Genomic DNA, 19,564 nt, shown 5'->3' on the forward strand with positions numbered 1-19,564 from the left:
TTTCGGAGAGGCCGGTCCGCAGGGGGAGTGAAACGTTGGTAAAGATCGCGTTCCTGCTTCTCCTCGTCGGGCTCGGCTGGGCGGCGGCCGATCTCGGCGACGTCACGGGCCTGGAGCATTCGGGCGCCTACCTGCTGCTGAGCAGCCTGCTGCTGGCGGTGGGGCTGTACGGCAGCACTCACGGCATCGACCGCACCGAGGCCCGCCAGCACGGGAAGCTGATCCTGCTCGCGGTGACCGTCGGCGTGCTGCTGAAGGCGGCCTTCATCGCCGGCGTGATGTATCTCGTCACCGGCGACCCGCGGGCGATGATCCTCGCGATCGCCGTGGCCCAGATCGACCCGCTGTCGGTCGCCGCGGTGATGGCCGACAACCGGTTATCGTCACGGGCCAAGACCATTCTCGGGGCATGGTCCTCCTTCGACGACCCCGTCACGGTGATCCTCGCGTTCTACGCCGTGTCCCTCACCAGGCCCGCCGAGGGTGGGCTCACCCTCTCCTACCTGGCCGACCTGGGGCTCAACGCGCTGTTCGCCGCCGCGGCCTACGGGGTCTGGCGGCTGATCAGGAGCGCGCCGCCGCTGCTGAGCTACCTGGCGGCGGCCGCCGCGATCGTCTCCGCGGCCTGGAGCTCCCTCATGCTCGGCTTGGCCACCGCCGGCCTCTACCTGCGGATGCCCGACTCGCGGTGGCTGGCGCGAGCGGTGACAGCGGCGTTCGCGCTCTCCGCGTTCCTGATGGGGCTGCTGCTGGTCGGCGGGGCGAGCCTGATGAAGGGCATCCTGCTCGGCCTCGCCGCGTTCGCCGCGCAGATGCTCGCGGCGCTGGTGCTCACCCACGGGCTGCCCGTCGCCGACCGTGTGCACCTCGGGCTGGCGCAGCAGAACGGGATCACGGCGGTGATCCTGGCCGTGGCGTTCGAGCGGGAGTTCGCCGGCTTCGTGGGGGTGATCGCCCCGGCGATCGTGACGGTCAACCTCATCTACGTCGTGGCCAACCGCATCGCCGACCGCTGGGGCCCGTTGCGTCCTCTGCCTTCGTCCCCGCAGTGATCCGGCGGGCTCAGCCGATGATCACGCGTTCCTCCGGAAGTTCGTAGCGGCGGGTGCGCTGTTTCAGCGCGAGCGCCGAGCCCAGCGTCAAAGGCCCGATGCGGCCGACGAACATCAGCAGGCTGAGCAGCACGTGCCCGGCCAGCGTGGTGCTCGCGGTGATGCCGGTGGACAGCCCGTTGGTGGTGAACGCCGAGATCACCTCGAACAACACCCGGTCGAAGCCGTGGGAGGTGATCGTGAGCATCAGCAAGCTCGAGACCGTGACCAGGAAGAACCCCAGCAGGCTGATGGACAGCGCCTGCCGCTGGGTGGCTGCGGGCAGCCGGCGGTGGCCGATGTTGACCTGGGTCTCGCCGCGCAGCTCGGCCCAGACCATGAACAGCAGGAAGCCGAACGTGGTGACCTTGATGCCGCCCGCCGTGCCCGCGCTGCCGCCGCCGATGAACATCAGCACGTCGGTGACCAGCCACGACGACGGGTTCATCTGGCCGATGTCGAGGGTGTTGAACCCGCCGGAACGCGGCATGACCGCGGCGAAGAAGGCCGACAGCAGCTTGGCGGAGTCGTCCAGCGGGCCCATGGTGCCGGGGTTGCGCCACTCGGCGGCCAGGAACGCCATCGTGCCCGCCCCGAGCAGCAGGGTGCTGAGCCCGACGGTGACCCGGGTCAGCAGGGACCAGCGGCTGGGGCGGCGCCAGTGGCGCAGCAGGTCGAAGACGACCGGGTAGCCCAGCCCGCCGACGATGACGGCCACGGCGACGGTCAGGCTGATCCACGGATCGGCCACGAAGCGCATCAGGTTGTCGGGCCACAGCGCGAAACCGGCGTTGTTGAACGCCGACACCGCGTGGAAGGCGCCCAGGTAGGCCGCCCGGCCCAGCGGCTCGTCGTACCCGACGATGAAGCGGCCGGTGAGCACGACGGCCACGGCCGCCTCGCAGACCAGGCTGAAGACCACCACCTTGCGCAGCACCTGACGCAGGTCGGCGGCCACCACGGACTTCGTCTCCAACTGAGCGGACAGGCGGGCGCGCAACCCCACCCTGCCGGAGACGATGACCATGATCAGCGTGGCGAGCGTCATGATGCCCAGCCCGCCGATCTGGATGAGCACCGCGATGACCACCTCGCCGAACACCGACCAGTGCGTGGGCGTGTCGACCACGATCAGGCCGGTCACGCAGACCGCGGAGGTGGCGGTGAACAACGCGGTCAGCCAGTGCGAGAAGTCGCCTTCGGTGGTGGCCAGCGGGGTGGCCAGCAGCAACGTGCCGATCAGCACCGCCGCCCCGAACCCGGCCACGATCACCACGGCCGGGTGCCGGCCGCGCCCCGGCACCGCCGGCCGCCGCAGCGTCATCCGGTCTCCCGGCTGCCTGGCCCGGCCATCCGACCGCCACTGTCACTCATGGGGAGCCTCCGTCGAGTCGCCCGGCCTGACGCGCCGACCTGACCCGCGGCACTCCGGGCCATACGCTAGCGCAGCCCGCGGCGGCGCCGCCAACAACGGTCGAGGCGTCCGTCACCTGGGGGTCCGCCCACTTCTGCGGCATAGAGAGGGTTGTACGCGGATCATGGTGCCATGTCCATGACTTCCCGGCTCCGTTGCACTGTGCAATCATGGAGGCGACCCCGATCGCCGCACGTCCCGGGCGGGGACGGCGCGGATGCTGGGAGCGGAGGAACGGCATGGGGAGCGAAGACCGGACCGGGTTCACCTGCGTCGTCACCCAGCGCGATGGAGCCGCCGTCCTGACGGTGACGGGCGACCTCGACATGACCTCGGCGGCCGAGTTCCGCCGCGGCCTGCTGCAGGCGATGTCACGCCGCACGCCGCCCTTCATCATCGCCGACCTGCGCGAGGTCGGCTTCTGCGACTCCTCGGGGCTGGGCGCGCTGATCTCGGCCGCCAACACCGCCGAGGCCGCGGGCGGCCGCCTCGTGCTGAGCGGGGTCCAGTCCCGGCTGGCCCGGCTGCTCAAGGTGACCGGGCTGGACAAACGTTTCCAGTTCTGCGACCCGCCCGGCGGCCTCCTGGGCACGCTGACCCGGGTCCACGGCGCCGGCACGGCGGCATGGAACTGACAGGGTTGTCCCTCACCGGCCGCCAGTGAGGCCGCCGGTGAGGGACACCGCCGGAGTCAGCGCACCGGGCAGTTCGATGCCTGGGTGACGCACTGCCCGAAATACTCGTGGCAGTTCGAGTACAGCTGGTACCAGTAGTGCTTGGGGTACGACCCGTCGTAGCCGCAGTGGCGGCACTGCGAGACGGGCGGGCAGTACGGGCTCGCCTCGGCCGTCACCCTCGGCACCAGCCTTGACAGGAGGCGGTCGCCCAGCGACTCCATCAGCTTGACCATCGTCGGTCTCCTTCCTTCCTCGGTGTCCCGGAGCCGTCTCCGGAAGCTCTGTGTCCGCCCAGCCGCCCGATCACGACGGCGACGACCCGGTCGGCGGGGAAACACCCGGCCTGCCGCGAGTCGAAGCTGGCCGCGGCGTTGTCGCCGAGCAGCACCACCCGCCCGGCGGGCACCCGGGCGTGCCCGCCGGCGACCTCGGGCGGGACCGGCTCGCCCGCCGTGGCGGCCACCCGCTTGATCAGCAGGGCCGGCGAGCCCGCTGCGTCACGTTCCTGCCAGGTGAGCGTCTCCCTGTCGGGGCTCTCGGCCACCACGACGCGGCCGGCGCGCACGCGGGCACCGGGTCGCCGGAGCGCGAGCAGCCGCTCGCCGTCCTGGTAGGCGGGCCGCATGCTGCCGCCGCTGACGGTGACGACCAGCAGGTGCCGCCGCAGCCCCCAGAGCACGATCGCGGCAGCGCCACCGGCGGCGACGAGCGGCCCCACGCGGGCGGCGCCGGCGAGCGTACGGGCCCCGCTCATGCGGGCGCCTCAGCCGTGTCCGAGCGGTAGCCGCCCGCCTGGATGTGGAAGAGCCTGGCGTAGTGGCCGCCGGCGGCCATGAGGGCGTCGTGGGAGCCCTGCTCCACGACACGGCCCTGGGGCAGGACGACGATGGCGTCGGCCTCGCGCACGGCGGAGAGCCGGTGGGAGATCAGCACCGACGTGCGGCCCTGGCGCAGTTCGCGCAGCCGCTGGTGGATCTCGTGCTCGGCCTCCGCGTCCAGCCCCGACCCCGGCTCGTCAAGAATCATGAGGTCGCACCGGTTGCGCAGCAACGTCCTGGCGATGGCGACGCGCTGCCATTGCCCGCCGGAGAGCAGGACACCCGTCTCGGGGTCGTCGTCATCCTGCTGGTCGAGGAACGTCCTGGTGAGCAGGGTGTCGTACCCCTTCGGCAGGGACGTGATCGTGTGGTGCAGCCGGACGGCCCCGGCCGCCGCGGTCAGCCGGGACGAGTCCTCCATGGCCGGCAGGTCGCCGAGGGCGATGTTCTCCCGCGCGGTGAGCTCGTACCGCATGAAGTCCTGGAACACCGTGGCGATGCGCCCGCGCAGGGCGTCGGCACGCAGGTCGCGGTAGTCGGCGCCGTCCCAGGAGAGCGACCCGGAGGTGGGGTCGCAGAACCGGCACAGCAACGTGACCAGGGTGCTCTTGCCCGCGCCGTTGAGCCCGACGAGCGCCACCGTGTGCCCGGCGGGGATGGTGGGGTCGACGCCGCGCAGCACCCAGGGCTTGCCTGGCCCGTACCTGAACCAGACGTCCCGCAGCTCGATCCCGGCCCGTAACGGCGACACATCCAGGGGGACACGCGGGCACGGCGAGGTCGGGCGGGGTGGTGACGACCGCGCGGTGGTGGTCGTAGAGCAGCAGCGACTGGTGGGCGAGCGCCAGGGTCCTGACCAGGTTCGCCAGCGCCGCCTGGCAGCCGGTGACGGCCGCGACGAACACCGCGATGTCGCCGACGCCCGGCCGCCCCTGGCCGGCCGCATGGATCGCCCAGACCAGCCCGGCCGCCACCACGATCGCGCCCAGCAGGGCGGGCACTCCCTGGACCCGCAGCTCCCGCCGGTCAAGCCGCCGGTTCGCGTCGTGCACGCCGGTCAGCTCGCCGAGCATCCGCCCGCGCAGGAAATCACCGAGGCCGAGCAGGCGCACCTCCTGAGCGGCGCGGAGCCCGCTCAGCAACTCGGCGTAGAAGGACTCCCTGCGGATCGCCTGGATCGTATGGCGGGCCAGCCGGGCGCGGGTCCTGCTGATCGTCAGTTCCGCCCAGACGGCGGGAGCCGCGGCGAGGGCCTGCCCGGCCAGTGGCGGGTGGTCAGCGGCTCGTGGACCGACGTGGCGGCCGGCAAGCAGGGCTCGGCCGGCGGCGACGCGTTCTACCTCAGCGACCACACGGGGTCGGACTTCACGTACGAAGGTGACGTGCGGCTGGTCGACGGCACCGCGGCGGCTCTCACGTTCCGGGCCGACCCGCGGGCCGGGCGGCACTACACGGCCAACGTCGACAGCAAGGCGGGCGTGGTGAAGGTGTGGCGGCCCGGACGCGACATCGCGACGTACAAGGCCCCCATCAAGGCGGGTCAGACCTACCATCTGAAGGTCGTGACCCAAGGGCAGAACATCAAGGTCTACCTGGACGATCGCGCCGAGCCCGTCATCGACACGAAGGACGGCGAGTACGCGAGCGGCCATTTCGGGCTCAACGTCTTCGACGGCACGGCCCAGTTCCAGAACATCCGGGTGAGCTGACCACGGCAGCTCACGGCTCCAGGGCGGCGAGGCAGCCCGCCACCTCCGCGAACCTGACATCGAGTCCTCGGCCCACCGTGCCGAGGTCCCGGTGCCACGTTCGGGGTCACGGGCTCGGCCTCGTCACTTCCAGGACAGCAGGCGGTTCTTGAACTTCGGATGCTTGGTCTCCCAGTAACGCCAGCCCTCCACCCTGGAGGGGACGTTCGCGATCCCGGTGCCGATCTCGACGTGGCGGCACGTGCCGAGCACCCGCCAGGCCGACCAGCCGACGCGGTAGCCGAAGACGCGGTACCACATGTTGCCGTACTTGCCCTTGGTGATCTCCCGGGTGTATTCGTGCCCGGTGAAGACCATGTGCCGCTCCTCGAGGTGGGGAAGTCCCATCCTGCGCAGGCTGCGGACGACGTCGCCGGCGGTGAAGTCGATCGTCCTCTCGCGCTCGGTCTCGAGGAAGGCGAGCACCTCGTGCTCGCGCGTGACGGACACCGTCATCGAGCCGCCGGGGCCGTCGATGAAGCGCGTGCGGGGCACGAAGAAGTTGCGCGGCGAGATGCGCTTGGCCCTGAAGAACGTGTGCGGGCTGCAACGACCGTGGTGGTCGCGGTGACGATGCTTGCGATCGTCGTCGTCGTCCGCCGCGAGGGCCGCCGGGGCCATGGTGACGACCAGGGCCATGGTCAAGGTGCCGTGCACGGTGGACTTCGTCATACTCCGCAGCGAATGTCCCACTTTGGATCGGGCGGACATGGCTGTTTTCTCTGGCCGGGGAATAAGCGTGAACATGTACCGTTCCTTTCGGAATGCGACCCGTGGCCGCGACTGTCGGCCGGGCGAGCCAACGAGATCGGTACGATGCTTACAGTTGCCGCGAGCTGCGCCACAACGCCACGCCGGGCGCGAAGTCCCAGCACCGGGAAAGAACCAGTGAAAAAAAGCCAATATCGACTCAACAGCTCGATACGGGAACTCCATACACCTCCGCTCAAGACAAGTCGACATGACACGAAATAGCGGACATTCGCCCCTGAAAGTTAGGCGGACAATAACGCCAAAACTCCCTATAACGCTTGACAACGCCAATGACCCAGGAAACACGAAAGGGCCGCGAGCGGATCGCACGCTCCGCTCGCGGCCCGCGGTGGCGCTAGGCCGCCGCCGACACCATGTTGTGCGGGTCAAGCACGTACTTGCGGGCGGCCCCCTCGTCGAACTCGTGGTAACCCTGCGGCGCCTGGTCCAGCGGGATGGGCGTGGCGTTGACCGCCTTCGCGATCTGCACCCGGTCGTACAGGATCGCCATCATCAGCTCTCGGTTGTACTTCATGACCGGGCACTGGCCGGTGACGAAGCTGTGGGACTTGGCCCAGCCGAGACCGATCTTGATCGACAACGATCCGTGCTTGGCGGCCTCGTCGGCCGCCCCCGGGTCGCCGGTCACGTACAGGCCGGGGATGCCCAGCGCACCGCCCGCCCGCGTGATGTCCATGAGCGAGTTGAGCACCGTGGCCGGGTGCTCCTCCTCCGACGCGCGCCCGTGGCCACGGGCCTCGAAGCCCACGGCGTCGACGGCGCTGTCGACCTCCGGCATGCCGAGGATCTGCTCGATCTGGTCCTTGGGCTCGCCGGCGGACACGTCGATGGTCTCGCAGCCGAAGCTGCGCGCCTGGTCCAGGCGTTCCTTGTTCAGGTCGCCGACGATCACCACGGCGGCTCCGAGCAGATACGCCGACGCGGCGGCGGCCAGCCCCACCGGCCCCGCGCCGGCGATGTAGACGGTCGATCCCGGGCCCACGCCCGCGCTCACGCAACCGTGGAAGCCGGTCGGGAAGATGTCCGCGAGCATGGCCAGGTCGAGGATCTTGGCCATGGCCCGGTCCTTGTCCGGGAACTTGAGCAGGTTCCAGTCCGCGTAGGGAACCAGCGCGTACTCCGCCTGTCCTCCGACCCAGCCGCCCATGTCGACGTAGCCGTACGCCGACCCGGGACGGTCGGGGTTGACGTTCTCGCAGACGCCTGTCTTGCGCTCCTTGCAGTTACGGCAGCGCCCGCAGGAGATGTTGAACGGCACGGACACGAGGTCGCCGGTCTTGATGAACTCGACGTCCGGCCCGGTCTCCACGACCTCGCCGGTGATCTCGTGGCCCAGCACGAGGCCCGGCGGCGCCGTGGTGCGGCCGCGGACCATGTGCTGGTCACTGCCGCAGATGTTGGTCGCGACGGTTTTGAGAATCGCGGCGTGCGGCAGTTTGCGCCCCACGTTGGCCGCGTTCACCCCCGGACCGTCCTTGAGCTCGAACTCGGGGTAGTCGGTCTCGTGTACCTCGACCTTGCCTGGACCTTCGTAGACGACGGCTTTGTTGCCAGGCATGACGTTCCTTCCCTCGCGCAGTGGAGTGACGGTCTTCTCAGAGAGAGGGCATCACCTCCAGCCGCCGCGGCCGTGCCGCGATCTGCGAAATTCATACCTCAATGCCCGATTCTACCCGTCCCGGTGGGCCTCACCCAGGAGCCGGAAGCGCCCGGCCTCGGCGGCGCGGGGCGGCCGCCGGTTTCGCCGAGCCGGCACGCATGCCTTTTCCCACCGTCTGGGCTATGGTCGGCCTTATGACGGGACCGTGGAGAACACCACGAGGGCCCATCGCGTTCGCCGGCGTGATGGGCCTGGTCCTGCTGTCCCTGTTGCTGGTCGGATCCACCTACAACTGGCACGGCGGCGGCCGTGCGCACCAACCCGGCTTCGGCTCCACGCAGACGTGGACGCTGGAGGCGTGGGACGCGCAGCTGTCGAGCATGCCGCCGCAGACGGCGACCGGCGAGCGGCAGGTGCTGCCGTTGTGGCCGCCCCAGCGCGGTGAACGGCGCCACGAGGCCGGCCGGCTCGCGAAGTTGCCCGCTCCGGGGCTCGACCCGGGCGGGATCCGCGATCCCCAGCAACTCGCGCACCGCACCGCCGGATCGCGCAGCCCGCCGCTGATCTAGCGCTCCTCTTCTCCTGCCGCTCGCGCGGCGAGAGGCCCGGTCACGCACGTCCCCGGGCCCGTCCGCGAGCGCTGCCTTCGGCCACCCCCGAGGTGTGCCGTTTCCCGCAAGCAAGGAGCCGAACATCGTCATGGCCGACGTCAGATCAGTCCACACGCACCTGCAGCACTACGAGCGGTACCTGGCGCGGCTGGAGGAACTCCGTGAGCTGCTGCAGGACCAGCTCACGGCCGCCCTGTCCCGCCCCCGGCCGACGGGTGCCGCGGCCGATCCGCGCACGTCCGAGATCGAGGCCGCGCTCGACCGTATGGACCGGGGCGTCTACGGCACGTGCCGGGGCTGCGGGACCTTCATCGCCTACGAACAGCTCCTGCGGACGCCGTACCGGAGCATCTGTGACCGGTGCGCGCTCCAGAGAGGACATCAGCATGACTGACACCAACGGAACGACCCACCTCAGCAGCGTGCAGGCCGAGACGCTGCGCCAGGAGCTCCAGGAGCAGCTGGCCCGGCGCAGCAACCAGCTGACCGGTCTGCAGGCGGCGGCGAGCGAGGGCAGTGGTGCCGACGACACGTGGCAGGAACTGCTCGTCAACATCGCCGCCGCCGACCGCGCCATCGCCGAGCTCGGCCAGGCCCTGGAACGACTGTCCGAGGGCACCTACGGGCGCTGCTCGCGCTGCGAGACGGGCATCCCGTTCGAGCGGCTCAAGATCCGGCCGCTGGCCCGCTACTGCATCGGCTGCCAGCGGCGGCACGAAGCCGCCTGAGGGCGCCTCGGAGGGCGGGGTTTCGGCCCCGCCCTCCCCGGCGCGACGCGTCACAGGGCGAGACAGTGCACCAGGTGCGTACGCGTGGAGGCGCGGTCGTACGTGGCGTGCCGGTGGAAGAAGGCCGGCTCCCCCACGCCGGCGCCGACCGGGGCCCGCGTGGAAAGCGCACGGACGGACTCAGGCGTGCAGGGTGGGCCGGTAGATGAGCTCCTGGGTGTGGCCGTCGAGCGTCCGGCTCTCGATCAGCTCGAGGTCGAAGTCGGCTCCACCCTGGAAGATCGGATCCACTCCGGTCTGACCGGTGACCACCGGGAAGAGCGTCACCTGAACGCGGTCGACCAGGCCGGCGGCCATCAGCGCCCGGTTCAGCGACAGGCTGCCATGCGAGCGCAACGGCACGTCGGACTCCTCCTTGAGCCGGGCGACGACGTCGACGGCATCACCGCTCACGACGGTCGCGTCCGGCCAGTCGAGTGGTCCCTGCAGCGTGCTCGACACCACCGTGGCCGGCAGGTCCCTCATCCGGGTGACCCATGGATCGAGGACCTCAACCTCGGTGCCCGAGGCCAGCATCTGCGCGTGCGCCCGATACGTGGTGGCCCCGAAGACCATCCGCAGCTCCTGGGCGTACTGGGCGAGGCGGTGCTCAAGCAGCTCGGGGCCTTGCTTGCCCCAGTAGCCGCCCCAGTTCCCGTTGTGGGCGCCGAAGCCGTCGAGGCTGGAGAAGACGTCGAACGTGTAGGTAGCGGTCATGGTGCTCTCCTCTAACGTGGTGGATCGGGTGTGTTCGGCGTGGGCGGCACGATGGTGTCCTGGCCGGCGACATCACCGACCGGAGACGAGCTCGGCCAGGTGGCGCAGCGAGTTGGTGAGATGCTCGGGGCCGAACGGCGGGAACTGGAGGTAGTCCCGGATCGACTGCGGCACCGCCGACCAGTCGTAGGTGAGCGTGACCTCGGTCTCGGACGGACCGAGCGGCGCCAGGTCGTAACGCCAGAACCAGCCGCCGAACTCCAGGTGGCCGTCGCCCTTGTCGTATCCCGTGAACCAGCCAATGGCACGCGGCGCGTCGAGCACGTGGACCTTGTTGGCCGTCTGGTAGTCACCGTTCGGATGGCCGTCGTGATGCATGCCCATCCGGAAAATCTGCCCCGCCTCGGTCAGCGGCACCTGGTCAACGGCTTCCTCGACCCAGCCGGTGCCATCGATCCCGGCATGGGCTGTCGGGTCGGCCAGCACCGCGAACACCTTCTCCGCCGGCGCGGCGACGGTCAGGGTGGCAGTCACGTTCTCCTGGTCCACGATGTGCACGCTCCTTGTCATCTCCGGCCTCCCCGCCCTGGACGCGGGAAGGTTCGGTGTCGTCGGTGGCCGGGGTGCCGGGGGTGATGGCCCCCGTTGCCGGCCTCTCACCTTGGCTACGAACGCGCCCGACGCCGTTCGACACCACCGCAGAAAAATTCAGCGTGCTCCTGCCGATGCCGGAGAGCGGGCCGCCGTCCAGGGCGAGGGAGGCGGCCACGGCGCCGTAGGCCGACCGGCGGGGGTCCGGGGTCTCCAGCCAGGGGGCGGTCAAGCGCGGAGAGGCGCCGGCCAGGGCTCGCGTGGAGGTGCACGGGGAACGGTCAGTGCGGGAAGTAGGCGTGCCACGCGCCCGGCCGCGCCCCGGGCAGCCGCCCCCTCCCCCATTCCAGCAGGAACGGCGCGGGAACCGGCCGGCCCTTGTCGACGGCCACCACCTGCCTGCCCGCGTCCAGGGCGTCGCGCACGGCGGACGGCGTCTCGTCACCGCGCGGCCAGTCCAGCACGGTGTGCCCGTCGCAGCCCAGCCGGTAGGCGATGATCACCGCGTGCTCGCCGTACACCAGGCACGGGCCGCGTACGCCGGAGGCCCTCAGGGCGCGGGCCACCTCGACGTCGGCCTGCCGCTTGGTCACCCGGAGGGCCACGACCTTGTCCAGGGTGAGCCCCTGCAGGGTGAAGTGGGCGAGCAGGGCGGCGACGACGAGGCCGAGCCCGGCTCGCCGCCTCCTCGCCATGACCCACACCGCGCCGTACGCGATCGGGAAGGCCAGCAGCGCGTACGCGGGCAGCAGGAACCGGGGCGCCGCGTAGCCGACGAGGAAGACGTACGGCACGACCAGTGCGGGCCCGGTGGCGGCGGGCAGCGCGCACTCGGACAGGCGGCCCGTGCGCCGCGCCGCGTACAGTCCGAGCAGGACGAGGACCGGGATCGTGCTCCACCACACTAGCCAGGGCAGCACGACGGGCCCGCAGTGAGCGGGCGGCCGGCACAGCAGCGGCCCGTTGAGCGCCCTGGCGTGCTCGTACAGGGAGACGTGCAGGCCCGTCTCGTTCGCCGCGCCGGCGGCCTGCCAGCGCGCGGCGAGCCCGCCGAACCGCACGTACGCCTCCACGATCCAGTCGGCCCACCCCGCGGCCAGGCCCGCGCCGAGCGCGATCACGGCCCTGACCCGCCGCCGGCCCGGCACGACCAGCAGCGCCACGGCCAGCGGGAGGGCGAGCCAGACGCTGTCCGGCGGGCGCAACAGTGCCACCGCGGCCACGCTCGCCGCCAACCCCAGCGGCGGGCCGTACCCGCTGTCCTGCCGCAGGCAGCGCACGCACCACCCGGTCGCGGCGACCGCGCAGAACGCCACCCACAGGTTCGGCATGGCCTCGTTGCCGTAGAACAGCGACAACCACAGGGACGCGAACAGCAGGGCCGCCACCGGCACGACAGGCCCAGGGAGCACCCGCAGCCAGGTGCCGAACGACACGGCCAGCGCCAGCGCTGACACCACGCACAGGTAGACGCGCAGCGCCTCCGTCGATGACGTGATCAGCACGACGGGGGCGACGATCAGGGTGATGCCGCGGGCGCGCGGCGCGATGAACTCGGCCGCGGGGACGCGCGGGTCGACCTGGCTGACGTAGACGACCTCGTCCCAGCCCAGCCCCATCCCCGGGCCGACCAGGAGCAGCTGGAGGGCCGCGTAGCAGACGGCCACCAGGACGAGCAGCACGCGCCACGGGTCGGCGCGCAGCCGTGCACGCAACGATGAACTCACCGGCATGTTCTTAGCGCGCGGCGCGGGCGCGGGACGGTCATGGCGGCAAGTTTTGCCCGAACGTATGCCCGCCGGTGACGCTCACCCTCGATGGGCGCGCATGTCGAGGTACAGATGCGAGCGGTGCAGCCGCCGGGTCCGCAGCAGCCTCGTGACGTCCGCGGAGGTCTGGTGGCTGAGCTGCCAGTGGAAATAGTTCACGTACTCGGCCACGGCCAGCAGGTAGAACAGGATCCCCGGCAGCGACCCGAGCCCCACTGCCCCGCGCGCCACGGACACCGCGAGGATGACGAACCCGGCGACCAGGCCGGCCTCGCACAACCGGCGCAACCACCCGAAGGCGCCGATCAGCGGCGGCTTCGGCAACCGCGCGCGCACCTGCCGCACCTTGATCGCCCAGTAGGCGCCGCCGATCAGCAGATGCACCGCCACCAGCACGAACCCCGTCACGTTGACCGTGTTCAGCGGCGCGGGCAGGATCACGAACGCCGTCACGCCGAAGATCACGATGTTCACCGGCTCGAGCACCGCCAGATTGCGGATGCGCCGGACGAGTGTGGTGCGTGGGCTGTTCCTGGACCTCACCCTTAAGAGACTGCCGCACGCCTCTCCGCGGCGCGTCGCCGGCCGGTCGCCCTAGCGGTCGCGGGCGGGCTCGACCAGCGGCGTGTCCACCAGGTGCTCGATGAGGAACCAGGTCTGCAGCTCTCCCCTGCGGATGACGTCGGAGACGAGCAGGTCGTTGGTGCCGTCGTCGCCCATCTCGGCGGCGCGGGCGGCCGCGTCGTGCGCCGCCACCAGGATCGCCTCGTGCGCCTCGATCAGCCGCGACAACATCGCGGGCACCTCCTCCGCGCCGTCCGGCGGGCGCGGGATGACGGTGATCTCAGCGACGTGCCGGGGATCGCCGACCGCCACGCCGCCGAGGGTCTGCACCCGCTCGGCGAGCAGGTCGACCACCTCGAGCTGCTCCGTGGCGTGCTTGTCGAGCAGCAGGTGGAGCTGGTAGAAGGTGGGGCCGCGCATCAGCCAGTGGTGCTTCTTGTACAGGTTGTAGAGGATCTGGGTGTCCGCGAGCACCTGGTTGAGGCGCTGGCAGGAGTACATCCGCGCGTCGTACGTGAGCCCGAGCGGGAACATGCGGACGGTGCCGAACTCCTGGAGCTCCACGCCGTCCTGGTGGATCCACGGCTGGCTGGACCCTTTCCGGCGAGACTTGGCGGTGCGTCTGATGGTGGCCACGGGCCGATCCTTCCTGTACGGGTCACGTCGGCTCGAACCTTCCCCTTGACCAGGGCATACGAGCACCACGTTCGCCCATCAATCGGAAAAGACCCGTGCGTTCGCTACAGCAGGTCGCCGGCGCCGGAGCGGGTGAGCTCCGCGAACGCGTCGTCGACGGACTCCACCAGATCCAGGGCGCCCAGCTCCAGGCGCAGCGCCCCGCCGCCACCCGCGACGATCATGCGCCCGCCCGACGCCCGTGCGTGCCGGTCGGCCGAGCGCAGTGTCTCGCGCCCCGAGTCGTCGGTCTCGGTGAGGCCCTCGACGTTCACGATGAACAGCGGCGGGATCCGGGCGACCAGCACCTTGACGAGATATTGCTGGAGGACGAGCGATGCCACCCCGGCGAGGCGGCCCTTCAGGTGCAGGAGCGCGATGCGCCCGTGGCGGTCGAACCCGATGTCGAAGTCCGGATGAGCCCCGTAGGCGCCCGGTTCCATCGGGTTCATGGCATCCGTCCAGGTGGGGGGAACCGTGTTGTGCGAGCCCACCTTAGCAGTCCGTTGCCCGGCGCAACGGACTGTCGCCGCATTCCGGCCCGCGCCTCGCACCTTTTCGGCCTGCCTCCTGAACGTTCCTCGCGGACGCCGCGTATCCCGTAGTGACCGGCACGGCCCATGCAGGGCCGAGCCCTGAAACCCAGAGGGGATGACGGCACATGCGACTCCGACGCAGCCGTCCGGTTATCGTCGTCTGCGGCCTGGCCGCTATGGTCCCGCTCGGCGCGTGCGCCCCGTCGTTTCCCGCCCAGAGCGCCGGCCTGCCGGATGTCGCCGCCGTGCAGACCACCGCCCCGCTGCCGACGGACACGGCGTTCCCCGAGGAGACGCAGGACGCCGCGGAGAGCCCCACGGCGGATCAGGAGGGCGACTCGGGCACGTGGCTCACCAAATGGGGGCCGCTGTCGGAGACGGACCGCTCACTGATCAAGAAGGTCCGGCTCGCCACCCTGTGGGAGATGGTCATCGCCCAGGAGGCCGTCCAGAAGGCGAGCACGGCCAAGGTCCGCAAGATCAGCTCCGAGATCGCGTCGCAGCACCACGAGCTCGACGAGGCGGCGCGCGACCTCGCGACCAAGCTGAACGTGGAGTTGCCCGTCAGGCCCACCGACGACCAGCAGAACTGGATGTCCGACATTTCCGGGCGCACGGGGATCGACTACGACACCACGTACGTGAAGTGGCTGCGCCTGGCCCACGGCCAGATCTTCGGCCTCATCGGCACGGTCCGCGGCAGCACGCAGAACACCCTGGTCAGGAAGTTCTCCGAGCAGTGCAACGCGGCCGTGCTCAACCACCAGCGCCTGCTCGAGAGCACCGGACTGACCACGCCGGAGAGCTTCCCGACCCCGAGCGCCTGACGCCGGGAAGCGCCTGTCAGAGCGACCCCTCCGTGGGCGACATGACCGGGCGGCCGTCCGGCACCAGGCCCAGCGATATGGAGAGCTGGCGCGCCGCCTCGCCGACGGCGGCGCCGATCTCGTCCAGCCGGGCCGCCGCGTGCGTCCGGGTCACCGACACGCTGATCGCCGCCGTGATCAGCCCCCGGTGATCACGTACGGGCGCCGACACCCCGGCCTTGCTGTCCTCCAGCTCGACGTCCGTCACGGCGTAACCGCACGAGCGCACGTGGGCCAGGTCGGCCAGCCACTCCTCCGTGCCGCTGACCGCCGAGTCGAGCCCGGAGGGCAGGGTGGTGGCGCGCAGCAGCTCGCGTATCCGCTGATCGTCCCAGTCGGCGACCAGGGAGCGGCCCGCGGCGGCCATGAGCAGCGGCACGGAGATGCCCTCCCAGACCCGGTGATAGACCCGCGACGACGGCACCGACATCAGCGTCAGCACCAGGTTGCCGCGCAGCACGCACAGGTAGGCGTCCTCGTCGAAGGCGGTGGCCAGCCCCCGCAGGTAGGGGGCCGCGACCTGGACCAGCCTGGCGTGCTGGGTGCGGGCGGCCAGCGCGAAAAGCCGCCACCCGAGGCGGTAGCGCCGGGTGATCGGATCGCGTTCGACCATGCCTTCGAGCTCGAGTGCGCGAAGCGCTCTGGACACCTGGCTCTTCTCCCGGCCCAGCCGTTGCGCGATCCAGCTGACACCGAACCCGTCGGCATCGCGGTCATCCCCATGACCTGCGAGAACTTCGAGGATCTCTATGTCCCGGCGTAGACCTGCCGAGGGCACCGTCGGCTTGTCCGTCATCCCTATCCGTTCATAACAGAACCATTGCACTACTGTTGCGCTAGTTGCACCTAGTTTTGCGCTCACCGCAACTAATCGCATACGTTTGCGAACCCATGCAAGCGTAAAGGAAGCCGGTACCCCCATGAATTTCAGCGAGTACGTGGTCTCACGCTGGGACACCCTCTCGCTGGCCGCAGCCGAGCACGCCCTGGTCGTGGGGATCGCCATAGCGATCGCCACCGTGGCCGGCGTCGGCATCGGGCTCCTCGCCTACGACGCCCCGAAAGTGCGGAGCACCGCCGTGGCGATCTCCGCCGGGATCCTGACGGTCCCGTCGCTCGCGCTGCTCACCCTCCTCATCCCCATCGTCGGACTGGGCTGGGGTTCCACGCTGGTCTCGCTGACCGCCTACGCGTTCCTGCCGATCATCCGCAACACCGTCACCGGGATGCGCGGCCTCGACGCGGCCACCGTCGAGGCGGGCCGCGGGATGGGCTTGAGCCGCACCCGGCTGCTGTTGCGGGTCCAGCTTCCGCTGGCCTGGCCGCTCATCCTGACCGGCGTGCGCATCTCGGCGCAGATGCTGATCGGGATCGCCGCCATCGCCGCCGTCGTCGACGGTCCTGGCCTGGGCACGCAGATCTTCGAGGGCCTGTCCCGGCTCGGCTCGGTGAACTCCCTCAACGCCACCCTCGCGGGAACGCTGGGGATCGTGGTCATCGCCATCCTGTTCGACCTGTTCTTCTTCGCCGTTCGCTACATCACCACCCCAAGGGGGCTTCGTGTTCGACCGTGACACCGAAGGCGTGCGCATCGAGCTGCGCTCGCTGACCAAGCGCTATCCGGGCCAGCCTGCCCCAGCGGTCGACAACGTCACCCTCGACATCCCGGCCGGCGAGCTGGTCGTCTTCGTCGGCCCGTCGGGCTGCGGCAAGACGACCACCATGAAGATGATCAACCGCCTGGTCGAGCCGACGTCCGGCGAGATCCGCATCGGCGGGCAGGACGTGCTGAGCCTCGACCCCGACCAGCTGCGCCGCCACATCGGGTACGCCATCCAGCAGGTGGGCCTGTTCCCCCACCAGACCATCGCGCAGAACATCGGGCTGGTCCCCAACCTGCTCGGCTGGACGGCCGACCGGATCTCCGCCCGCGTCGACGAGCTGCTGTCGCTGGTGAACCTGGAGCCGTCGGCCTTCCGCGATCGTTACCCCCGTCAGCTCTCCGGAGGCCAGCAGCAGCGCGTGGGCGTGGCCAGGGCGCTGGCCGCCGACCCGCCCGTGATGCTCATGGACGAGCCGTTCGGCGCCACCGACCCCATCACGCGCGAGCACCTGCAGAACGAGTTCGTCAAACTGCAGAAGCAGCTCCGCAAGACGATCATCTTCGTCACGCACGACTTCGAGGAGGCCATCAAGCTGGGCGACCGCATCGCCGTGCTGCGCGAGGGCTCGCACATCGCGCAGTACGACACGCCGGCCGCCATCCTCGCCGACCCCGCCGACGACTACGTCGCGAGCTTCATCGGGCAGGACGCCACGCTCAAGCGGCTCGCGCTGATGCGCGTGTCGGAGGTGCCCGCCACGGGCGCGCCGGCCGATCCCGGCCTGCCGCGGGTGTCCGCCGACGCCAGCCTCCGCGAGGCGCTGGACACCATGATCGCCCACGGGGCAGACCGCTGCGCCACGCCGGACGGGGTGCTCACCTACGCCGCCCTGTGCGAGGCCGTGGGCGCCCGGTCCGGCGAGCAGGAAGATGTGGTGTCCAGTGACCGCTGAGACCCTGGCCGTCGGGCGGTCCCGGAAGCCCGGCCGTACGTTCGGCGTGCGGCACCTGTTCACGCCCGTCGCCATCATCGCCGTCCTGGTCGCCCTGTACGCCTGGGTCGGGACGCTGGAACTCGACTCGATCGAGCAGCGCAGCCTCAACCAGACGGTGATCCTGACCAAGGCCGTCGAGCACATCCAGATGACCGTGGCCGCCACCGCACTCGTGGTGATCATCGCGATCCCGCTGGGCATCGCCGCCTCGCGGTCCAGGAACCGGCTGATCACCCCGATCATCCTCACCGTGGGCAACCTGGGCCAGGCCGTCCCCTCCATCGGCCTGCTCGTGCTGGCCACGTTCCTCATGGGCGTCGGCTTCCAGACCGCGCTGGTCGGCCTGGTCGCCTACGCCGTGCTGCCCGTCCTGCGCAACACCATGGTCGGGGTCCAGCAGGTCGACCCGGCGCTCATCGAGGCCGCCCGCGGCATGGGCATGACCAAGGGCCAGATCCTGCGCCGGGTCGAGCTCAAGCTGGCCGTGCCCGCCATCCTGGCCGGCCTGCGCACCGCGCTCGTCCTGACGGTGGGCGTCGCCACGCTCGGCGCCTTCGTCGCGGCCGGCGGCTTCGGCGAGCTGATCGTCAACGGCCTCAAGCTCAACCGCATGCCCGTGACCATCGTCGGAGGCGTGCTCACCGCGTGTATCGCCTTCTTCATCGACTGGCTCGGCGGGCTCGCCGAGGACCTGCTCAAGCCACGCGGCATGTGACCACGCTTTCGGTAACCACCCGATCACATAGCAAGAAGGTGCTTCAAATGTTCTCCCGCCCGCTACGACAGACGTTCACCCTCCTCGCAGCCGCCGCGCTCTCGGTCACGACCCTGAGCGCCTGCGGTTCCTCCGACGCCGTCGAAGCCGGCAGCGCGGGCGACGAGCTCAAGGGGACCAAGTACATCGTCGGTTCCAAGGACTTCACCGAGAACATCGTCCTCGGCAAGATCGCCGTTCACCTGCTCAAGGCGCATGGAGCGGAGATCGTCGACAAGACCAACCTCGGCGGCACGGTGGCCAACCGCAAGGCCCTGGAGTCCAAAGAGATCGACATGTACTGGGACTACTCCGGCACGGGCTGGATCGAGTTCCTGAAGAACACCAAGCCGATCCAGGACTCCGCCGAGCAGTTCAAGGCCACCGCGGAGGCCGACCTCCAGAAGAACAAGATCCACTGGATCGGTCCGACCCCGCTGAACAACACCTACGCCCTGGCCATCCGCTCCGAGAAGGCCACGGAGCTGGGCGTCAAGACGGTCTCCGACGTGGCCGAGCTGGCCAAGACCAACCCCAAGGACGTCACGATCTGCATCGAGACGGAGTTCTCGACCCGTGACGACGGGCTGCCCGGCCTGAGCAAGGCGTACGACATGACCATCCCCAAGGACAACATCTCCCTGCTCGACACCGGCGTCGTCTACACCGAGACGGACAAGGGCGAGACCTGCAACTTCGGCGAGGTGTTCACCACCGACGGCCGCATCGCCGCCCTCGACCTCACCGTGCTGGAGGACGACAAGAAGTTCTTCCCGATCTACAACGCGGCCATGACCCTGAGGGAGGAGACCTACCAGAAGACCCCGGCGATCGAGAAGGTGCTCCAGCCCGTGATCGCCAAGCTGGACGACGCGACCATGCAGGAGCTCAACGCGCAGGTCGACGTCGAGGGCATGGAGCCGGGCAAGGTCGCCGCCGACTGGCTGGACAAGCAGGGTTTCCTCGGCAACGCGGCCTCCTGACCCGCTGACCA

24 protein-coding genes are annotated in these 19,564 nt (G+C 70.1%); 11 read left to right on the forward strand and 13 right to left on the reverse strand.

From position 1 onward, the window contains the following. Positions 1-35: 35 nt before the first annotated feature. Positions 36-1,052, forward strand: a complete 1,017-nt coding sequence (locus tag E1294_RS07970) for a cation:proton antiporter (protein ID WP_132506314.1) — start codon at positions 36-38, stop codon at positions 1,050-1,052. Positions 1,053-1,062: 10 nt separating this feature from the next. Here the strand turns inward: E1294_RS07970 and E1294_RS07975 are convergent, their stop codons facing one another. Beyond that, positions 1,063-2,415: a TrkH family potassium uptake protein gene (locus tag E1294_RS07975; RefSeq protein ID WP_132506316.1), complete on the reverse strand. Its 1,353-nt coding sequence runs from the start codon at positions 2,413-2,415 to the stop codon at positions 1,063-1,065. Between the two features lie 329 nt (positions 2,416-2,744). On the opposite strand from E1294_RS07975, the gene E1294_RS07980 reads away from it, so the two are divergent. Then, on the forward strand, positions 2,745-3,140 hold the full coding sequence (locus E1294_RS07980; RefSeq protein ID WP_165977155.1) for an STAS domain-containing protein: 396 nt from the start codon (positions 2,745-2,747) through the stop codon (positions 3,138-3,140). A 56-nt stretch (positions 3,141-3,196) separates the two neighbouring features. On the opposite strand, the gene E1294_RS07985 is transcribed toward E1294_RS07980, so the two are convergent. From E1294_RS07985 to E1294_RS07995, 3 genes are read right to left on the reverse strand one after another with little or no spacing between them, the layout of a single operon-like run. Continuing rightward, a complete protein-coding gene (locus tag E1294_RS07985) occupies positions 3,197-3,415 on the reverse strand; it encodes a hypothetical protein (protein ID WP_132506320.1) in 219 nt (72 codons plus the stop codon). After that, positions 3,403-3,936 carry a S26 family signal peptidase gene (locus E1294_RS07990; RefSeq protein ID WP_132506322.1) on the reverse strand — a complete coding sequence of 178 codons (534 nt, stop codon included), beginning with the start codon at positions 3,934-3,936 and terminating at the stop codon, positions 3,403-3,405. The genes E1294_RS07985 and E1294_RS07990 overlap by 13 nt, the downstream gene beginning before the upstream one ends. Beyond that, entirely contained in the window at positions 3,933-4,751 is an 819-nt protein-coding gene (locus tag E1294_RS07995) for an ABC transporter ATP-binding protein (RefSeq protein ID WP_165977156.1), read from the reverse strand. The genes E1294_RS07990 and E1294_RS07995 overlap by 4 nt, the downstream gene beginning before the upstream one ends. A gap of 55 nt (positions 4,752-4,806) precedes the next feature. Here E1294_RS07995 and E1294_RS08000 point away from each other — a divergent pair, with 55 nt between their 5' ends. Beyond that, the gene (locus tag E1294_RS08000) at positions 4,807-5,709 is read left to right on the forward strand and encodes a 3-keto-alpha-glucoside-1,2-lyase-like domain-containing protein (RefSeq protein WP_165977157.1); all 903 of its coding nucleotides are present in this window, start codon (positions 4,807-4,809) and stop codon (positions 5,707-5,709) included. 123 nt (positions 5,710-5,832) lie between these two features. Here the strand turns inward: E1294_RS08000 and E1294_RS08005 are convergent, their stop codons facing one another. Further along, a complete protein-coding gene (locus tag E1294_RS08005) occupies positions 5,833-6,420 on the reverse strand; it encodes a hypothetical protein (RefSeq protein ID WP_132506328.1) in 588 nt (195 codons plus the stop codon). 436 nt (positions 6,421-6,856) lie between these two features. Next, a complete protein-coding gene (gene fdhA, locus E1294_RS08010) occupies positions 6,857-8,080 on the reverse strand; it encodes a formaldehyde dehydrogenase, glutathione-independent (RefSeq protein WP_132506330.1) in 1,224 nt (407 codons plus the stop codon). Positions 8,081-8,316: 236 nt separating this feature from the next. On the opposite strand from fdhA, the gene E1294_RS08015 reads away from it, so the two are divergent. The 3 genes from E1294_RS08015 (at position 8,317) to E1294_RS08025 (ending at position 9,461) form a co-directional block, all read left to right on the forward strand. After that, positions 8,317-8,691 carry a hypothetical protein gene (locus E1294_RS08015; protein ID WP_132506332.1) on the forward strand — a complete coding sequence of 125 codons (375 nt, stop codon included), beginning with the start codon at positions 8,317-8,319 and terminating at the stop codon, positions 8,689-8,691. 94 nt (positions 8,692-8,785) lie between these two features. After that, entirely contained in the window at positions 8,786-9,127 is a 342-nt protein-coding gene (locus E1294_RS08020; protein WP_165977158.1) for a hypothetical protein, read from the forward strand. Next, the gene (locus E1294_RS08025) at positions 9,120-9,461 is read left to right on the forward strand and encodes a TraR/DksA family transcriptional regulator (RefSeq protein ID WP_132506336.1); all 342 of its coding nucleotides are present in this window, start codon (positions 9,120-9,122) and stop codon (positions 9,459-9,461) included. The genes E1294_RS08020 and E1294_RS08025 overlap by 8 nt, the downstream gene beginning before the upstream one ends. A 180-nt stretch (positions 9,462-9,641) precedes the next feature. Here E1294_RS08025 and E1294_RS08030 read toward each other — a convergent pair whose 3' ends face one another. The 6 genes from E1294_RS08030 to E1294_RS08055 form a co-directional block, all read right to left on the reverse strand. Beyond that, positions 9,642-10,217 (reverse strand): dihydrofolate reductase family protein, encoded by a 576-nt coding sequence (locus tag E1294_RS08030; RefSeq protein WP_132506338.1) that lies wholly within the window; start codon positions 10,215-10,217, stop codon positions 9,642-9,644. Positions 10,218-10,289: 72 nt separating this feature from the next. Further along, on the reverse strand, positions 10,290-10,766 hold the full coding sequence (locus tag E1294_RS08035) for an SRPBCC family protein (protein ID WP_220447619.1): 477 nt from the start codon (positions 10,764-10,766) through the stop codon (positions 10,290-10,292). 323 nt (positions 10,767-11,089) lie between these two features. Further along, positions 11,090-12,535 (reverse strand): hypothetical protein, encoded by a 1,446-nt coding sequence (locus tag E1294_RS08040; RefSeq protein WP_132506340.1) that lies wholly within the window; start codon positions 12,533-12,535, stop codon positions 11,090-11,092. Between the two features lie 81 nt (positions 12,536-12,616). Beyond that, positions 12,617-13,120 carry a hypothetical protein gene (locus E1294_RS08045; protein WP_220447620.1) on the reverse strand — a complete coding sequence of 168 codons (504 nt, stop codon included), beginning with the start codon at positions 13,118-13,120 and terminating at the stop codon, positions 12,617-12,619. A gap of 51 nt (positions 13,121-13,171) precedes the next feature. Further along, on the reverse strand, positions 13,172-13,777 hold the full coding sequence (locus E1294_RS08050) for a Dps family protein (protein ID WP_246082876.1): 606 nt from the start codon (positions 13,775-13,777) through the stop codon (positions 13,172-13,174). Positions 13,778-13,881: 104 nt separating this feature from the next. Further along, a complete protein-coding gene (locus E1294_RS08055; protein WP_132595462.1) occupies positions 13,882-14,259 on the reverse strand; it encodes an STAS domain-containing protein in 378 nt (125 codons plus the stop codon). A gap of 218 nt (positions 14,260-14,477) precedes the next feature. Here E1294_RS08055 and E1294_RS08060 point away from each other — a divergent pair, with 218 nt between their 5' ends. Next, on the forward strand, positions 14,478-15,179 hold the full coding sequence (locus tag E1294_RS08060; RefSeq protein ID WP_132506344.1) for a DUF4142 domain-containing protein: 702 nt from the start codon (positions 14,478-14,480) through the stop codon (positions 15,177-15,179). A 16-nt stretch (positions 15,180-15,195) separates the two neighbouring features. On the opposite strand, the gene E1294_RS08065 is transcribed toward E1294_RS08060, so the two are convergent. After that, entirely contained in the window at positions 15,196-16,014 is an 819-nt protein-coding gene (locus E1294_RS08065; protein WP_165977159.1) for an IclR family transcriptional regulator, read from the reverse strand. A 124-nt stretch (positions 16,015-16,138) separates the two neighbouring features. On the opposite strand from E1294_RS08065, the gene E1294_RS08070 reads away from it, so the two are divergent. From E1294_RS08070 to E1294_RS08085, 4 genes are read left to right on the forward strand one after another with little or no spacing between them, the layout of a single operon-like run. After that, a complete protein-coding gene (locus E1294_RS08070) occupies positions 16,139-16,792 on the forward strand; it encodes an ABC transporter permease (protein WP_132506348.1) in 654 nt (217 codons plus the stop codon). Next, the gene (locus tag E1294_RS08075; protein ID WP_132506350.1) at positions 16,779-17,774 is read left to right on the forward strand and encodes an ABC transporter ATP-binding protein; all 996 of its coding nucleotides are present in this window, start codon (positions 16,779-16,781) and stop codon (positions 17,772-17,774) included. The genes E1294_RS08070 and E1294_RS08075 overlap by 14 nt, the downstream gene beginning before the upstream one ends. Next, on the forward strand, positions 17,764-18,531 hold the full coding sequence (locus E1294_RS08080) for an ABC transporter permease (RefSeq protein ID WP_220447621.1): 768 nt from the start codon (positions 17,764-17,766) through the stop codon (positions 18,529-18,531). Before E1294_RS08075 ends, E1294_RS08080 begins: the two co-directional genes overlap by 11 nt. A 47-nt stretch (positions 18,532-18,578) precedes the next feature. After that, positions 18,579-19,553, forward strand: coding sequence for a glycine betaine ABC transporter substrate-binding protein (locus tag E1294_RS08085; RefSeq protein ID WP_132506354.1), 975 nt, complete (start codon positions 18,579-18,581; stop codon positions 19,551-19,553). Positions 19,554-19,564 lie beyond the last annotated feature (11 nt).

The organism is Nonomuraea diastatica, assembly GCF_004349015.1.
In the GTDB taxonomy this organism is placed as follows: Bacteria; Actinomycetota; Actinomycetes; order Streptosporangiales; family Streptosporangiaceae; genus Nonomuraea; species Nonomuraea diastatica.

Excerpts from the sequence above, each read along its gene's own strand:
- E1294_RS07975 (WP_132506316.1), bottom strand. The coding sequence starts at position 2,415 with ATGACGCTGCGGCGGCCGGCGGTGCCGGGGCGCGGCCGGCACCCGGCC.
- E1294_RS07980 (WP_165977155.1), top strand. The coding sequence starts at position 2,745 with ATGGGGAGCGAAGACCGGACCGGGTTCACCTGCGTCGTCACCCAGCGC.
- E1294_RS07985 (WP_132506320.1), bottom strand. The coding sequence starts at position 3,415 with ATGGTCAAGCTGATGGAGTCGCTGGGCGACCGCCTCCTGTCAAGGCTG.
- E1294_RS07990 (WP_132506322.1), bottom strand. The coding sequence starts at position 3,936 with ATGAGCGGGGCCCGTACGCTCGCCGGCGCCGCCCGCGTGGGGCCGCTC.
- E1294_RS08005 (WP_132506328.1), bottom strand. The coding sequence starts at position 6,420 with ATGACGAAGTCCACCGTGCACGGCACCTTGACCATGGCCCTGGTCGTC.
- fdhA (WP_132506330.1), bottom strand. The coding sequence starts at position 8,080 with ATGCCTGGCAACAAAGCCGTCGTCTACGAAGGTCCAGGCAAGGTCGAG.
- E1294_RS08015 (WP_132506332.1), top strand. The coding sequence starts at position 8,317 with ATGACGGGACCGTGGAGAACACCACGAGGGCCCATCGCGTTCGCCGGC.
- E1294_RS08025 (WP_132506336.1), top strand. The coding sequence starts at position 9,120 with ATGACTGACACCAACGGAACGACCCACCTCAGCAGCGTGCAGGCCGAG.
- E1294_RS08030 (WP_132506338.1), bottom strand. The coding sequence starts at position 10,217 with ATGACCGCTACCTACACGTTCGACGTCTTCTCCAGCCTCGACGGCTTC.
- E1294_RS08055 (WP_132595462.1), bottom strand. The coding sequence starts at position 14,259 with ATGGAACCGGGCGCCTACGGGGCTCATCCGGACTTCGACATCGGGTTC.
- E1294_RS08060 (WP_132506344.1), top strand. The coding sequence starts at position 14,478 with ATGCGACTCCGACGCAGCCGTCCGGTTATCGTCGTCTGCGGCCTGGCC.
- E1294_RS08065 (WP_165977159.1), bottom strand. The coding sequence starts at position 16,014 with ATGACGGACAAGCCGACGGTGCCCTCGGCAGGTCTACGCCGGGACATA.
- E1294_RS08070 (WP_132506348.1), top strand. The coding sequence starts at position 16,139 with ATGAATTTCAGCGAGTACGTGGTCTCACGCTGGGACACCCTCTCGCTG.
- E1294_RS08085 (WP_132506354.1), top strand. The coding sequence starts at position 18,579 with ATGTTCTCCCGCCCGCTACGACAGACGTTCACCCTCCTCGCAGCCGCC.